The 15,056-nt window shown below is 72.4% G+C and carries 13 protein-coding genes; 8 read left to right on the top strand and 5 right to left on the bottom strand.

Features of this window, described 5'->3' with window-relative positions; genetic code table 11:
* Positions 1–57: 57 nt before the first annotated feature.
* Positions 58–927, bottom strand: coding sequence for a LysR family transcriptional regulator (locus AB0B40_RS13335; protein WP_345051512.1), 870 nt, complete (start codon positions 925–927; stop codon positions 58–60).
* Between the two features lie 102 nt (positions 928–1,029).
* Here AB0B40_RS13335 and AB0B40_RS13330 point away from each other — a divergent pair, with 102 nt between their 5' ends.
* Positions 1,030–1,380, top strand: coding sequence for a YciI family protein (locus AB0B40_RS13330; RefSeq protein ID WP_345051510.1), 351 nt, complete (start codon positions 1,030–1,032; stop codon positions 1,378–1,380).
* A gap of 317 nt (positions 1,381–1,697) precedes the next feature.
* On the opposite strand, the gene AB0B40_RS13325 is transcribed toward AB0B40_RS13330, so the two are convergent.
* On the bottom strand, positions 1,698–2,933 hold the full coding sequence (locus AB0B40_RS13325) for an MFS transporter (RefSeq protein WP_345051507.1): 1,236 nt from the start codon (positions 2,931–2,933) through the stop codon (positions 1,698–1,700).
* Positions 2,934–2,979: 46 nt separating this feature from the next.
* Between AB0B40_RS13325 and AB0B40_RS13320 the strand changes: the two genes are divergently transcribed.
* From AB0B40_RS13320 to AB0B40_RS13305, 4 genes are all read left to right on the top strand, one after another.
* A complete protein-coding gene (locus AB0B40_RS13320) occupies positions 2,980–4,389 on the top strand; it encodes a PLP-dependent aminotransferase family protein (protein WP_345051505.1) in 1,410 nt (469 codons plus the stop codon).
* Positions 4,390–4,474: 85 nt separating this feature from the next.
* On the top strand, positions 4,475–5,416 hold the full coding sequence (locus tag AB0B40_RS13315) for a hypothetical protein (RefSeq protein ID WP_362263937.1): 942 nt from the start codon (positions 4,475–4,477) through the stop codon (positions 5,414–5,416).
* A 220-nt stretch (positions 5,417–5,636) separates the two neighbouring features.
* Positions 5,637–6,563, top strand: coding sequence for a MerR family transcriptional regulator (locus tag AB0B40_RS13310; protein WP_345051501.1), 927 nt, complete (start codon positions 5,637–5,639; stop codon positions 6,561–6,563).
* Between the two features lie 189 nt (positions 6,564–6,752).
* Positions 6,753–8,336 carry an alpha/beta hydrolase gene (locus AB0B40_RS13305; protein WP_362263936.1) on the top strand — a complete coding sequence of 528 codons (1,584 nt, stop codon included), beginning with the start codon at positions 6,753–6,755 and terminating at the stop codon, positions 8,334–8,336.
* A gap of 156 nt (positions 8,337–8,492) precedes the next feature.
* Here AB0B40_RS13305 and AB0B40_RS13300 read toward each other — a convergent pair whose 3' ends face one another.
* Positions 8,493–9,092: a TetR family transcriptional regulator gene (locus AB0B40_RS13300; protein WP_362263935.1), complete on the bottom strand. Its 600-nt coding sequence runs from the start codon at positions 9,090–9,092 to the stop codon at positions 8,493–8,495.
* A 126-nt stretch (positions 9,093–9,218) separates the two neighbouring features.
* Here AB0B40_RS13300 and AB0B40_RS13295 point away from each other — a divergent pair, with 126 nt between their 5' ends.
* Positions 9,219–10,010 carry an SDR family NAD(P)-dependent oxidoreductase gene (locus tag AB0B40_RS13295; protein WP_362263934.1) on the top strand — a complete coding sequence of 264 codons (792 nt, stop codon included), beginning with the start codon at positions 9,219–9,221 and terminating at the stop codon, positions 10,008–10,010.
* A gap of 110 nt (positions 10,011–10,120) precedes the next feature.
* On the opposite strand, the gene AB0B40_RS13290 is transcribed toward AB0B40_RS13295, so the two are convergent.
* Together AB0B40_RS13290 and AB0B40_RS13285 are read right to left on the bottom strand one after the other, a co-directional pair.
* On the bottom strand, positions 10,121–11,065 hold the full coding sequence (locus tag AB0B40_RS13290) for a polyprenyl synthetase family protein (RefSeq protein ID WP_362263933.1): 945 nt from the start codon (positions 11,063–11,065) through the stop codon (positions 10,121–10,123).
* A 365-nt stretch (positions 11,066–11,430) separates the two neighbouring features.
* Entirely contained in the window at positions 11,431–13,122 is a 1,692-nt protein-coding gene (locus AB0B40_RS13285; RefSeq protein WP_362263932.1) for a hypothetical protein, read from the bottom strand.
* 373 nt (positions 13,123–13,495) lie between these two features.
* On the opposite strand from AB0B40_RS13285, the gene AB0B40_RS13280 reads away from it, so the two are divergent.
* Entirely contained in the window at positions 13,496–14,038 is a 543-nt protein-coding gene (locus AB0B40_RS13280) for a hypothetical protein (protein ID WP_345060381.1), read from the top strand.
* 422 nt (positions 14,039–14,460) lie between these two features.
* A complete protein-coding gene (locus tag AB0B40_RS13275) occupies positions 14,461–14,973 on the top strand; it encodes a hypothetical protein (RefSeq protein WP_345060383.1) in 513 nt (170 codons plus the stop codon).
* The last annotated feature ends 83 nt before the right edge of the window (positions 14,974–15,056 follow it).

Genomic DNA, 15,056 nt, shown 5'->3' with positions numbered 1-15,056 from the left:
GGGGACGGCACCCGCCGGTGTGCTGCGGATGTGGCACCTCACCCTGAAGCGGTCGGTTCACCGGTCGCCGTCCCTCAGGTGCCGGCTCCAGGAGGTGCGGGCCGGGGCGACCAGGACCAGGTGTTCGTGCGGTGGCTCGGGTCCCACGGGACGCCAGACGAGGTCCGGGTCCCCTTGCGAGCTGCTCAACGTGCGCAGCGCGACCAGGTCGTCCTGCCCGATGAGCCGATGACGGAAGAGGGTGTGACCGGTGTTGTCGTCCGGAACCGTCTCCGCGCTCCAGCCCCGCTGACGCAGGTGCGCGAGAACGGTGGCCGCATAGCCGGGGGCACGCTCCGACGGAAACCACAGCAAGCGCTGCCCGGGGAGGTCGGACCAGGTCAGTCGTCGCCGATGGGCGAGCGGGTGCCGATCGTGCAGGACGAGGCCCAGAGGCTCGTCGTTGATCGTGCGCGGCTCCAGGCCCGTGGTGTCCACGGGAGCGCGCAGGATCCCGAAGGCCAGTGCGCCGGACCGCAGCAGATCGCCTTGCTGCTCGGAGTCCACCTGGCGGTACGAGACGCTGAACCGGCCTCCGCGCGTGATGATCTGCTCGGCATGGGTCAGGACCGACCGTGCCACTCCCCGGCACACGCCCACCGTCGCCACCGGGACCGCGGCGCGCGCCGCCGCGACGCACGAACTCAGCTCGCCGAGCGCCCGGTTGACCCCGTCGAGCAGCAGCCGGCCGCCCTCGGTGAGCTCCATGCCCTGCGGCACGCGCCGGAACAGAGGTGTGCCGACGCGCTGTTCCAGCAGCCGGATCTGCTGACTGAGGCTGGGCTGGGCGATCCGCAGACACCTGGCCGCCTCGGTGACGGTGCCCGCCTCGGCTACGGCGGCGAAGTACCGCAGATGACGCAGCTCCACACCCGGGATCTCATCCATGCCCAGTTCACCGACTCTCAGCTGCGCCCATAGGCGCCAGCCTATAGTGCCGTCCAGGAACCGGTCTTGGCGCTCCGGCGCGGCTTGCCCTTGACTGGAAACATGTTCGTGATCGTGTTCAGGTACCGCGCATCGCTGGAGACCATCGATGCGCTCAAAGACGCCCACTACTCCAACCCCCGCGGAGTGTTCGCCACAGGACTGGCACGCTTCGCGGGCCCCCTGGAGCCCCGTACGGGCGGCTTGGTCCTGGCGGAGGGCGAACGGTCGGCGGTCGAGGCCGCCGTCGCCTCCGACCCCTTCGTCACCAGCGGCGTCGCCACCGCCGAGATCCTGCAGTTCCGCCCGACCTGGCCGCCGGAGCAGGCCGCGACCGTGTCGACCGGGAGCCGGAACGCGGCTTCGGCCGCCACCGCCGCCTGTCACGGCCCGCACCCCCGACCCGCCGGCTGACCGGCACGCGTCCCGCACCCCGACCTGTCGGCTGGTCGGCACGCGTCCCGCACCCCGACCCGCCGGCTGACCGGCACGCGTCCCGCACCCCGACCTGTCGGCTGGCAGGCACGCGTCCCGTACCGCCGCGGAGCCGGCCGCGCACGGGCACGCGCGGTCGAACGCGGTCGAACGCAGCCGGACGCGGCCGGACGCGGCCGACGCGGAGTACCGGCCGACAGCCGCGTGGCCGGCGGCCGGTCCCTGCTTCCCGGCTCACTCCCTCCAGGCGCCTTCCTCCAGGCCCTTCCCCACCCGTGACTCCACTCGGTCGCTCCTCACTGGAGCGGGGCTGGGGCGGCGACCTCGGGCGCGTCCGTTCCGCGCCCCTCGGCCCGGGCGGCGGCGCGGTGGTCGCCCCAGGCCGGCACCAAGGCGGTCAGCATCGCGGCGCCGGTCAGTGCGAAGGCCCAGGAGTACCCCGTCCCCGCCGCGAGCCGGCCGAACGCGACGGCGCCGACGCCCATTCCGGCGTCGTACGCCAGGTTCCACAGCGCGCTGACGGTGCCGTACCCAGCCGCGGGCACGCGCGCGTACATCAGCGTCAAAGTGGCGTTCTGGGCGATGCCGAAGCCCACTCCGAACACGCCGACCGCGAGGACGACGGCCACCGCGCTACCGGTCAGTGACATCGCCAGTGTGCCGACGGCCGACAGCAGCAGCCCGGGCAGCACCAGCCGGCCGGAGCCGTGCCGGTCCCCGCGCCGGCCGGCGAGCCAGCGGGCGAGCGTGGTCGCCGCGGGCTGGACGAACAGGGCCACGCTGACCATGTCCGTGTCCGAGGCGGGCACGGCGAGCGGCAGAAAGGTGACGACGATCCCGGCCGCGACGGCCGTGACGGCGAACACCACGGCGGGGCCCCGAAGTTCGCCCGTGCGCAGTCCTTCGATCATGCCCACCGGCCGCCCCGGCGCCTCGACGCGGCCGGGCAGGCCGGGCACCGTGAGGAGCGCGACCAGCGCGGCCACGGCTCCCGCCGTGAACACCACCCCGTATCCCAGGTGCGCGGTCAGCCACACGCCCAGCGGCAGCGCCACCAGCGATGGCACCCCGCCGACGATGCCGACCAACGCCAGCCCCTCGCCCCGCCGTTCGGCCGGGATGAGCGACGCGGTCAGCGCGCCACCGGCGACCACCGTGAACGCGAATCCCAGTCCGCGCAGCAGGCAGACCCCCACGATCCACCACAGGTCCCGGGAGACCGTCAGCGCGGGCGCCGGCGCGCCCAGCAGGGCCAGGCCCACGGCCAGCACCGTGCGGTAGCCGAAGCGGTTGACCAGGACGGGCGTGGCGAGTTCGCCCACCACCGTGGTCAGCATCAGCGCTCCGGTGGCCAGTCCGGCCGCGCCGTCGCCCGCGCCGCCGGTGGTGGCGTAGCGGGGGACGGCGGACAGCAAGAGGTAGAAGCTGGTCGAGGCGCCCAGTATGGAGACGAAGCGCAGCAGCAACGGCCGGGTCAGCAGGGGCGGACGCGGCGGCAGGGCCTGGGAGTTCGCATCGGGAGTTTCGGTCACGGCAGGACGCTAGGCGGCCGGCCGGATCGCGGTAAGCTCCGGTTCCATGCCGTTGGAGTGGTCCAGTTGCCCGCCCGAACTGCTGCTGGCCGTCGACCGAAGCGGTGGTCAGCCCCTGCGGGCACAGGTGGAGCACGGGCTGCGCGACGCCATCCGCACCGGCCGCGTACAGCTCGGCGAACGGCTGCCGTCCTCCCGGGAACTGGCCCGCACGCTCGGCGTCTCACGCGGGCTGGTGCAGGAGTGCTACGCCCAGCTCCAGGCCGAGGGCTATCTGGTGACGCGTCCGGGCTCCGCCACCCGTGTGGCGGGCGGTGCCGTGGTACCGCCCGCGGGAACACGGCCGCGGAGGACCGCCTCCCGTCTGGTGGCCGACTTCCGGTGGGGCGTCCCGGACCTGGCCGCCTTCCCGGTCCAGGACTGGCTGTGGGCCACGCGCGAGGCGGCACGCGCCATGCCGACCGAGGACCTCGGCTACGGCGACCCGCGCGGCAGCCGGATCCTCCGTGAGGTCCTGGCCGGATACCTGCGCCGGGTCCGCGCCGCGGCGGCCGACCCGGAGCACATCGTGGTCTGCAACGGTTACGCCCAGGGCCTCGGCCTCGCCCTCCACGTCCTCGCGGCCGGCGGTGTGAGGACGGTGGCCTTCGAGGACCCCGGCTCACCCGCCACCGTCGGCGCGTGCGCCGCCGCCTCGGGCCTGCGTGCGGTTCCCGTGCCCGTCGACGAGCACGGCATCGACGTATCCGCACTGGCCGCGACCGGCGCCCGCGCCGTCCTCGTCACCCCCGCCCACCAATGGCCGACGGGCGTCGCCCTCACCGCCGAACGCCGGCTGGCCCTCGTCGACTGGGCGAGCAGCCATGACGCGTTCATCCTCGAGGACGACTACGACGCCGAGTTCCGCTACGACCGCGAACCTGTCGGCGCGCTCCAGGGTCTGGCGCCCGACCGGGTCATCTCCCTCGGCACGGTCAGCAAATCCCTCGCCCCCGCCCTGCGGATCGGCTGGATGGTCTGCCCTCCCCACCTGGTCGCGGCACTCACCGAGCACAAGCTTCGCAGTGACCGGGGTACGTCCACGCTCGACCAACTCGCCCTGGCCCGGCTGATCGAGTCCGGGCGCTTCGACCGCCACCTGCGCCGTATGCGCGGCACCTACGCCACGCGCCGCACCGCTCTCCTCGCCGCGCTCGCCGAACACGCCCCCGGGGTGCCGGTCACCGGTCTCGCGGCCGGTTTCCACGCCGTCGCGCACCTGCCCGCCGATGCCGACGAACACCACGTCGTCACCACCGCCCGGGAACGGTCCGTAGGCCTCTACGGCATGAGCACCTGCCGCGCCTCCGCCGCCACCACGCCCGCGCAGCTCGTCCTCGGCTTCGGCGACGTCGGCGAACGGGCCATCACCGAAGCCGTCGCGGCGGTCGGCCACCTGCTCACCGGTCAGCCGTAGCACCCGTGCCCCCGGCACCGCCGCATGATCGAGACGAGCGGTCCTGTTGTCCTGAGCACCCCGCCGGCCCCTTCGAAGGAGCGTCATGTCCTTTCCCGAGCTTCCCCAACCCGCGCCCGGTGAAGTGCTGTTGGTCTGCGTGTGCTACGAGGAGGGCGAGGCCCGGTGGGGCGGGCTGCTGGGGGAGATCGCGGGGCGCCGGGAGGGGGACGTGGTCGTCCTCCCGGACGGCGGGGTGCGGCTGCGCCTGGCCGAAGGACCCGGATGGGACCACCTGCACGGCGGCAACGTACCGGCACTCGTCCCGGACGGCGGCCCCGTGCCACCGGTGGCCGTCCTGGCGGACAGCGCCGCCGTGCACGGCGGGGACGGGCCGTTGCTGGTGGACCTGGCGGCGACACCCGGGCGCGGCGTCCGGGTCCCGTCGGCCCGGCTCGGCGAGATCCTGGCCGGGCTGCTCGGCGGCGCGCTCACCTTCGACGACCTGGTGCGCGCCATGGACGCGTACGGCATGTACCAGGGAGACGGCGGCCGGCCAGCCTTCCCCACGCCGACGGACCCGGCGCGCGGGGCCTTCCCGGCCCTGCCCGCCACCGCCGGGGCCCTGCTCGTCCGCACCTTCTTCGACGACGAGGAGGGCTGGCGCGCCCTGCTGGCGGAACTGGGCGGCACGGACGAGGACGGCTGGGTCGGGACAGGCCAGGACCCCGACGAGATCGACGTCGAGCACTACCCGTTGGAGGCGCTGGTCGTCGACGCCCGCGCCTTCGAGGGACTCCGGCCGGGCCAGGTGCCCGCGCTCGTCCCGCCCGGGGAACACGCCACGGTGGTCGTGCTCGCCGACGCCGGCACCTTCGCCGGGCCCGGCCGACCGCTGACCGTCGTCGACCTGTACGACACCCCGGGGCAGTCGACCGTGCTTCCGTGCCGCGACGTCGGATCGCTGGTGTGCAACCTGGAGATCGGCAACATGGACTTCCACGAGTTCGTCGCCGTGGAAGGTACGACGCCGTGGTGGGAGGAATGACCAGCGGCCTCCGGTGACGGCACCGGCCCGGCCTGAAGCGCCCCCTGCGGGAGTTCCTGGCCTGCCGACTGCCGCGAAGGCGCGTGGTGGCGGGGGCACGCGGTGGCGGAATCGCGCGGTGGCGGAGTCATGCGAGTACGAGGAGAGCCTTCCGGCCGGCTCCGACCGCCCCCGATAGGCTGGGCGTTCGGGACGTCGTAACACGGGGGAGGTACGCGTCGTGCAGCCGGACGGGCTGTGGAGCATCGGGGAACTCGCCGAGCGGGCCGGAGTGAGTGTCAAGACGGTGCGGTTCTACTCGGAGCGGGGGCTGCTGCCGGAGGCCGGCCGCAGCGGGGGCGGCCACCGGCGGTACGGGCCCGAGGCGCTCGACCGGATCCGGGTCATCCGGTCGCTGCGCGCGCTCGATCTGGCCGTGCCCGAGGTGGGGCGGGCGCTGGAGGACCGGGACGCCGGACTGGAGCAGGCGCTCGCCGGACGCCTGCGGGAAGTCGAAAGAGAGCTGGCCGCACTGCGGTGGCGGGCGGCCTCGCTGCGGCTGCTCACGGAATCCCCGGCCGGGGAACGGGCGGAACGGCTGCTCATGCTCGGGGCGGTGGGACTGCCGCCCGGCACGGACGACGTGGTCCGTTTCTGGCGGCGGGTGCTGCCGGTCCGACTGCCGGGGCGACTGGTGTCCCGGGTGCTCGACGCGGTGGTGCCGCCGCTCCCGGCGGACCCCGCCCCGGAGCAGGTGCTCGCCTTCGCCCGGCTGCACGCACTGGTCCGCGATCCACAGCTGGACCGCGTCCCGGCCCTGCGCCCGGGGCCGCCGCTGCCCGGCGAGAGGTACCGGCCGACCGTCCTGTACGAGGGACTGGAGGAGGCGTACGGCCTGGCGGGCGCGGAGACGCGCGGTGGGCGCCCACCCGAGGGCGGGGGCGCGCTCGACTGCTTCGTCACCGCCTACGCCGCGGCGCTCGGCACGCAGGACACCCCGGCCTTCCGGCGGCGGCTCGTGCGGCTGCTCGCCCGCGACGACGGCCCCGTGATGTCGCGTTACTGGAAGCTGGCCGTCCCGCTGTTCCCGGCGGAGGAGCCGGCCCTCGGACAACTGCACTACCGGCTCGTCCTCGCGCTGCGCGCCGACAGCGCCACGACCGCCTGAGCCGCCCCCCCGGTACGCCGACTTCTCGTCGGGACGGACGGCGATAAGGCCGTTCGGGTTCTCCTCCGCAGGTCTCTTTCCGCGTCCACCGGAGGTCGTAGGAAGACTGCCCCGCAGATGGATTCGCCCCCTTGGGCGACCACGAAATCGTGGACCCGTCCTGACAGTTGACCGAAAGGAACGGCCATCGTGCGGATAGGACGCATCGCGCCCCTGCTCGCCGTGGGGGTCACGGCGACGCTGATTCCCGCCCTCGCCCCGGCACAGGCGTCGGCGGCGGAGCCGCTGCAGAGATTCACGCACCAGAAGCCCGCGTGGCACAGATGCGACACGTCGTCGCCGGCAGCGTTCCAATGCGCGACGATCAAGGTCCCGCTCGACTACGGCCGCCCCGACGGCAAGACCGTCAAGCTGGCCATCTCCCGCGTGAAGACCAGCGTTCCGGGCAAACGGCACGGCGCGCTCCTCTTCAACCCCGGCGGTCCGGGCGGCGAAGGCCTGGACATGCCGTTCATGATGAAGGACACCCTGCCGAAGAAGGTCCGCGAACAGTACGACCTCATCGGGTTCGACCCCCGTGGCGTGGGCCAGAGCAGTCCGGTCACCTGTGGTCTCACGGGCGTCGAGCAGAACTCCGAACGCCCCTACAAGGCCGAGACGTTCAGCCGTGACGTCAAGTGGGCCCAGAGGGTCGCGGACAAGTGCCGTGCCAGGAACGGCGACAGGCTTCCGTACATCACCACCCGCAACACCGCCCGCGACATGGACGTCATCCGTGCAGTCCTGGGCGAGAGGAAGATCTCCTACCTGGGCTACTCGTACGGCACGTACCTCGGTGCCGTCTACGCGCAGATGTTCCCCCAGCGGACCGACCGCTTCGTGCTGGACAGCTCTATCGACCCCGCACGGGTCTGGCGCGGCATGATCCAGGTCTGGGCGGAGGGCACCGAGCCCGCGTTCACCCGCTGGACGCGGTGGACCGCGCAGCGGCACCGCACGTACAAACTCGGCGACACCCCGGCCAAGGTCAGGAAGACCTTCTGGGCCCTGATCGCCCGGGCCGACCGCACTCCCATCGACAACGGCGGGGAGAAGGTGAGCGGTGACGACATCCGGGCGATGCTGCGTCCCGCGTTCTTCAGCCCCGAGTACGCCGCCCGGGCGGTCGTCGAGCTGAAGAAGGCCGCCGCCGGCCACGCGACGGCTTCCGGCCGTCCCTCCGCGCCGGACCGCGAGCAGACACCGCGCCGACCTGCGGGAGCCGCCGCACAGGCGCCGGCCGACAACGGCTCGGCCGCCTTCTGGACCGTGGTCTGCGGCGACACCTCGGCCTGGCCGCGCGACCCCGAGCAGTACCGGCGTGACGCGATCCGGGACAAGGCCAAGTACCCGCTCTACGGCGACTTCGCCTCCAACATCACGCCCTGCGCGTTCTGGGACAAGCCGGCCGAGCCGGTCACCGCGGTCCACAACAACGTCGGCCTGCTCACGGTCCAGAACCAGTGGGACTCCCAGACTCCGCTGATCAGCGGCCTCGGTATGCACCACGCCCTGAAGGGCTCGCGCATGGTGTACGTCCGGGGCGGCGAAGGCCACGGTGTCTACAACGGAGACCCGCGCGCCTGTGCCGACCGCGCCGTCGACGCCTACCTGAGCAGCGGAAGGCTTCCGGCACACGACCTCACCTGCAAGCCGCCCGCCGGCCACGGACCGGGGTCGAGCCGGCGTGTCGCCCCGACACCGCAGCACACACCGGGAGCACCCCGCTTCTGACGGGCCCCGCCGCCACGCCGGTCGCCCGCAAGGGAGTTGCGACGCGACCGCGTGCCGTGCCCGGCCAAGGCACCCCCGCCACCCGCACGGTGGCGGGGGTGCCCGCGTGCGGTCCCGTCCGTGCGGCCGGACCGAGCGCCGAGCCGCCGTTGGCCCTTACGCCGGCACGTCCTGCCCGGCCGGCTGGGCGGCGGCCCCTCGCGTGAGCAGCAGGAGGGCGTCGACCAGGTCCTCCGCGGGGCTCCCGGTGGCCAGGCGCCGCAGTTGCAGACCCATCACCACGGCGACCGTGGTGGCCGCCAGGCGCTCCGCGTCCGGGACGCCCAGAGCGCCGAGGATCCGGGTGGCGAGCCGGTCGTAGGCCCTGAACGCCTCCGCCGCCGCCGCCCGCAGCCGCTCGTCGCGGCTGGCGTGGAGGTACAGCTCGAACGGGGCGAGATGGGCACTGTCCAGCGCCGTGCCGCACGCGACCTGGCCGGCCAGGGACGCCGCGTCCTCCACCCCGATGCCGTCCGTCCGGCACTGGTCGGCCAGCTCGGTGAAGTGCCGCGCCTCCTCACGCACGAAGTGCAGCAGGCTCTCGCGCAACAGGTCGTGCTGGGTCTCGAAGTGGTACGTCACCGAGCCGAGCGACACTCCCGCCTGCCGGGCGATCCGCCTGTTGGTGACCGCCGCGACCCCGTCCTCGCCGATGATCTGCAGGACGGCGGTGATGATGCGCTGGCGCGTCGGGGCGGAGGATGCGGCGTTCGGCATGTCGGGCATTGTCCCATCCACGGTCCGAGGTCACTCACTTCGGGACGTCGACGCCAGTGTGACCGGTGGACAGAACCTCCGGCCATCCCTATCGTTCGTTCGAACGAACAGACTGGGAGGACGGCCGTGCACATCGCAGGGGCAACTGTTCTGCTCACCGGGGTCACAGGCGGCATCGGCGGCGCGATCGCCGCGGAGATGTCGGCGCGCGGCGCGCGTCTGATCCTCACCGGCCGGCGCCGCGATGCGCTGGCCCCCCTCGCCGACCGCTACGGGGCGCGGACGATCCTCGCCGACCTCGCCGATGACGACGACGTCAGGCGCCTCACCGAAGAAGCCGCCGGTACGGACATCCTCATCGCCAACGCGGCCCTGCCCTCCAGCGGGGACCTGCTCGACTACACGCCGGCGCAGATCGACCGAGCGCTCGCGGTGAACCTGCGCGCGCCCGCGATGCTCGCGCGGCTCCTCGCCCCCGGCATGGTGGACCGCGGACGCGGCCACATCTGCTTCGTCGGCTCCCTGTCGGGCATGGCGGCCACCAAGTCGTCGTCCCTGTACAACGCGACGAAGTTCGGGCTCCGCGGTCTCTCCCTCGCCTTCCGCCAGGATCTGCACGGCACCGGTGTCGGTGTCTCCATCGTCCAGCCCGGTTTCGTACGCGACCTCGGCATGTTCGCCGACACCGGTTCGGCGACCCCCGGCGGCGTCCGTACGGTCGCACCCCGGCAGGTCGTCAAGGGCGTCACGCGGGCGATCGAACGCGACATCGCCGAAATCAACGTCGCCCCGCTCGAACTGCGCTTCCTCACCAGGATCGCGTCACAGTTCCCGGGGTTCGCCGAACGGGTCCAGCGGCGCGCGGGCGCGGAGAAGACCCTGGACGCGATCGTGGCGGCACAGCGGGGGAGCCGCTGACCCGTCGTCGGACCGAGGACGGGTCAGGGCGGGCGGCCTTGGGTCCGGCACCATCGCCCGCCGCCGCTCGGCACCGGTCCGTGCGCGGCGACCACCGTGCGGGGGTGCGATCACCCACGGGGTTCGAGGAGCATGCGGGACGACCGGTCGACGAGGTCCCGCAGGGTGGACAGGTACCGGTCGTGGCCGCCGAGTTCGTCGAGGACGCGGTGGGCGCGGTCGCGGAACTCGTCGATGGCCTTCGCGTAGCGGCACAGCACCGCGGGCGCGAGCAGCAGCTCGGCGATGTCCGCACGGGCGCGCGCGGAGTGCCTCGCGGCGGCGTGCAGAGCCGACGCCCGCTCCGTGGAGCCGGGGGCCGCCTCCTCCAGCGCACAGGCCAGCAGGAGGGTCACGGTGCCGTTCCGCAGATCCTCGTCCCGGCCGGACAGGATGTCCTCCTGGTCGTTGAAGATCTGCCACAGCACGCCGAAGACGTTGCCGAACTCGCGCCACAGCTCCACGCGCGGCTGCCGAGCGCCGGCCAGTTCGGCGGCCATGGCGGTGATCATGCTGAAGGGAGCGCCGGACTTGCCCAGGTACGCCGCGAGCACCGAGTCGCGCGTGGCGCCTGCCGCCTGTCCCTGGAGGTCCCTCAGCTGTCCCTCGGCCGCGAGGGTCCAGCACCGTATGATCTCGGCCGACAGCGTGCCGCGGACCGGCTCCGGGATGCGTTCGGACCGGACGACGCTCAGGGGGAGCGGCGTTCCCGCGATGACGGTGGCGAGCAGCGCGGCACTCTCGTCGAGGTCGCCGGCCCGATAGGCGCCCTGGGAGTCGGCAAGGTCGTCCAGGCAGCAGGCCGACGTCCACCACAACTCGTGGACGACGGCCAGGGGGAGCGCAGGCTCGACGGCTCCGGTCTCGACGGCGTGAACGATCAGCGGCAGGACCGACAACGGGTATCTGAAGGTACGCCGGGCGAGGAGTTCGGCGACGACCGCGCGGACCGCCGGTGCCGAGGGGCCGAGCAGGTCGAGTGCGGCTTCTCTCTCCGCTTCGATGGCCGTGGCCATCCGCCGATGCAGATCCTCGTACGTCACCGCCGTCAAGCGAGCCCCCATCATCGAGTGTGACCGGACACCGATTCGATCATTCCCAGCGGTGCGGAGCCAGACCGAGTTCCAGCCATGGCCGGTTCGCTCGGTGACGTCCCCGGTCGACGTGCGGCGGCGGACGGGAGTCGCCCGGACGGTCGTCGCTGATCACCGGGGGCACGCAGACTCCGCCGATCGAGTGCGCGTGCCCGCGGGGATGTGCGACCGCGGTGCCTGGCCACGCCCCTCACGTTCCCCCGTGGTGACGGGCCTGAGCCGGCAGGCGGCCCGGGATGTTCGAGCCAGACCGGTCCACGGATAGTCGCGCGGTCCCGCAACGGCATTCACCGGTCCTCGGCACAGCAGCCGGCGGCCTGAGGGTGCCCGGCGCGCTGAAGACGGCAGAAGCAGGAGGCCTGGATCGGTACGTCCGCCAGCGCCATGGCGATGGTCAGCTGCGGGGCGACGAGGCGGGCCTCTTCGTTCTTGCCGAGCCGTACGAGGCATTCGTGGAAGCCGTGCAGGGCCCATACGTTGCCCGGGTGCTGCAGCGGACGTGGCAGTGTCCCGTCGAGCCCGAGGTCCGCGCGGTACACGGCCTCGGCCTCCGCGACCAGGCCCTGTTCGAGGAGCAGGGCTCCGTATGCGTGCCGGGTGGGCTGCATCCACCCCCACGGCTCGTCGTACGGCAGGCCGTCGTCCAGCTCGATCGACCTGCGCAGTGCGGTGAAAGCCGTTTCGTGCTCGCCCTTGCGGTAGGCCAGTTCCCCGTCCAGCATGTGGGCGGCGATCGCCAGGATGTCCGCGCAGGTGTTGTTGAACAAGGTCCGTGTCGCCGGGACCCGGGCGACCGCGTCGCGGAAGAGCGCGTGTTCCCTCTCGGCCTCGTCGATCCGGCCGGTGGCCGCGAGGGCGATGCCGCGCCCGTAGCGCAGCATGGCCGTGGACACGCAGTACAGCCGCGTGTCCGTGGGCAGCGGCAGAGCCAGGATGTCGGTCCAGCGGCCGAACCGGATCAGCACGTGCACCCGCATCGCGAGGAAGCCCTCCAGCCAGTCCGCCATGGGCGGGCTCTCCACGCGGAGCACGTCCTCGGGCACCGCCGCCTCGAGCCGGTCCGCCGTTTCGACCGCGTCCTGGTAGCGGCCGAGAAACATCGCGCCGTAGATCTTGAAGTGGTAGTTGTGACAGCGGTACAGGGTGTAGAAGTTCATCGCCCCCGCCCGGGCGTGGAACTTCTCATCGGCGGCGATCGCCTCGGTGTTGTCGCAGACCACGCGGCGGTAGTCGCCGCAGAGCACTTCGAGGTGTGAGGGCATGTGCCGGAGATGGCCCGCGTCCGGTACCAGGCCGCGCAGCCGGTCACCGATGGACAGGGCGGCCTCGGGAGTCGGCGACATCTCCATCAGGTGGATGTACATGTGGAGCAGACCCGGGTGCCGCGCGCCCGCCTCCGTGGCGATCGCCCGTTCGAGCACCGCCCTGGCCTCCGCGGTGCGCGCGCCCGGGGCCGGCCGGCCGGTGCGGATGTCCCACAGCCGCCAGGGCGTGAGGTTCATCAGGGCATCGGCGTACAGGGTGGCGACGTCGAGGTCGTGGGCCGCGAGCCGGTGGACGGCCCGCATGCTGTCGGCGTAGGCGGCGTTCCACACGCCACAGCCCTCGGCGTCCGGGACCCGGGCCCGTGGATAGCGCGCCGCCAGGGCGCCGATCAGCGCCCGCTCGACCGGGGTGGCGCCGTCCGCCTTCGCCTGTGCGCGCCGCACGGCGGCATGCGCACGCTCCACCGTCCGCCCCAGGTCCCGCTCGTCGAAGGACTCCCAGGGCTTGTTGTAGTTGGGGCCGAGCGCGTAGGCCAGCCCCCAGTCGGCCATGGCACAGGACGGATCCGCCGCGGCGGCGGCCTCGAAACAGCGGACGGCCTCCTCGTGGTTGAAGGCGTACGTCCAGATCAGCCCGCGGTCGAACCATGTCTGCGCCTCGGGAGACGACGTCGTCACGCGCCGACCGTGACTGCCGAGGTCGTAATAGTCCATACAAGCTCCTCAGGGCTGACGGCCGCGGCTTCCGGTACCGGGCGGCACGGCAGCGGCCGGTGCGGACGACGCTAGCCAAGGCCGGGGCGGACGCCTCCCGTCCCGGCGGAAAATCACCCGGGCGGCACTTCTGGCGAGGCGCGCGGCCGGCCGCCCGGCGGCGGCTCCACGACGCGCGTGCCACCCCGCCCGCAGCCCGTCGAGGCAGACGTGCCGGAGACGATGACGCCCGCCACCGAGCGTGGGCGACCGGAACCTCCCGCACTCACGGCCGGCATGGGCCGTCTTCGGCAAACCACCCGCAACACATCGACCGAGTCCGTAGGCTCTGATGAGCACTGATCGGGGACTTTCCTACGTTGGCCGAGGGACCGTGGACACATCGACGCTGCTTCTGCTCGGTGCCGCGGGCGGCACAGTGCGCGGGGCCGTTCACGCATACGACTGCATGATCGAGTGGCTCCACAGACGACGGCAGTATCTCCTCGCTCCGGATCCTGAAGCCGAGGGACCTCCTGCGTTCAGCACGTACTACGACGTCGCAGGAGAGTGCATCGCCGCGTTGGTGCACATCCTGTTGGGGGCGGGAGTGGCAGCGCTCCTGGGGAGCTCGGGCCAGCTCAACGGCGGCTTCGCGGTGTTCGCCGCTGGCGCCTCCGCACCGCTCGTCCTGGTTCAGCTCAAGAGCTCCCGCCTGGCCGAGGCCATTCTCGGCGACGTCTCTGCCGCGGCGACCATCCGGCAGCCGGCGGGTGCGGCGAACGAACAGATGCCAGAAAGCTCGAGCGGGATCCGGGCGCCGGAACCTGCTGCCGACATGGGCCTGTCGCGGGCTTCGAACGGCTCCGGGACTCCCCGTTCGCAGCGTTCCGCCGGCCTTGGCGGACAGGCGGCGGACCAGGAGGGCGCCGTATGACACGCCCCCCTCTCCTGCGTCGAGCCGCTGCGGCCACCCTCGGAAAGGGGCAGCATCCGAGGTCCACCACCGTCCTGTCCCCTCCTCAAGAACTCGGCCTGATGCGCCGGGCCGCGGCCGCCGCCATCGGCATCCGTTCCTATCGGCCCGCTGACGCAACGGCACGCTCCTCCGGCTCGTACCCCACGCACACGAGGATCTGGGCAGTCCCACGCAGGACACATGTGGTCACGCCTCGGTCAGTCGCCGGATCACGGACGCCTGAGGGCGCCGCGGAGCCTGCGCCGAACGATCCCTCGGTGCCATCAGGCGTGACTCCGACAAGCAGCCCTCACCGCAGGCCGGTTCCAGCCCTGGACTTCGACCTGGCCGCACCTGTCGTGATCGGTGCGCCCAGTGTTCCCGCGCCACGCCATGACCGCGTGGCCGGCGCGGGTCCGCGGCGCAGTCTGGTGCTGGCCGCGATGGCTACCGTCCTCATCCTTGCCTTCGGCGCTCTGAGCTACTTTGCCTTGGACGCTCCGGGTGATCACGCCTCCCCCGTCGTCCAGCCGCCGACTTCCTCGCCCGTGGTCGGCAGCGGCGACGTACCGGAGCCTTTTCTGGGCACCTGGAGCGCTGTCGTCACCAACGCCGACGGCGAGAACAGTCGCCGACTGACCATCCGGCAGGGAAACATAGGCGCGGTGGTCATGACCATGACGGCCGACGGCTCAAGCGTCGCCGGCTCCTACCACTGCGACTTCACGGCGAAGCTGGCCGCTGTGCGGGGCCAGAGCATCCAATTGAGCGCCTCAACAGTGGCAGAGGGCAGTGACCGCAGCTACTGCGCGCCCGGCGATCTCACCACACTGACACTCGTCGGCAGCGACCGGTTGAAGCGCAGGAACAGCACCACCGGAGAAACACTCACCTATCGCAGGCTGGCGCCGTGACCGGCTGGTACTCCAGCCGTAGAGCACGGTCGTCGCGGCTGATATACCTTGATCCACTTCCTCGGTGGCCCTAGTTTGCTCAC

The sequence above is a fragment of the Streptomyces sp. NPDC042638 genome, from assembly GCF_040647235.1.
GTDB classification, from domain to species: Bacteria; Actinomycetota; Actinomycetes; order Streptomycetales; family Streptomycetaceae; genus Streptomyces; species Streptomyces rameus.
Note: the sequence above shows the minus strand (reverse complement) of the source record. Positions and strands in the feature narration are given on the sequence as shown.

What these genes read in the sequence shown, in the direction of transcription:
- AB0B40_RS13330 (WP_345051510.1), top strand. Translation starts at nt 1,030, where the DNA reads ATGTTCGTGATCGTGTTCAGGTACCGCGCATCGCTGGAGACCATCGAT.
- AB0B40_RS13320 (WP_345051505.1), top strand. Translation starts at nt 2,980, where the DNA reads ATGCCGTTGGAGTGGTCCAGTTGCCCGCCCGAACTGCTGCTGGCCGTC.
- AB0B40_RS13290 (WP_362263933.1), bottom strand. Translation starts at nt 11,065, where the DNA reads ATGGCCACGGCCATCGAAGCGGAGAGAGAAGCCGCACTCGACCTGCTC.
- AB0B40_RS13300 (WP_362263935.1), bottom strand. Translation starts at nt 9,092, where the DNA reads ATGCCGAACGCCGCATCCTCCGCCCCGACGCGCCAGCGCATCATCACC.
- AB0B40_RS13285 (WP_362263932.1), bottom strand. Translation starts at nt 13,122, where the DNA reads ATGGACTATTACGACCTCGGCAGTCACGGTCGGCGCGTGACGACGTCG.
- AB0B40_RS13315 (WP_362263937.1), top strand. Translation starts at nt 4,475, where the DNA reads ATGTCCTTTCCCGAGCTTCCCCAACCCGCGCCCGGTGAAGTGCTGTTG.
- AB0B40_RS13335 (WP_345051512.1), bottom strand. Translation starts at nt 927, where the DNA reads ATGGATGAGATCCCGGGTGTGGAGCTGCGTCATCTGCGGTACTTCGCC.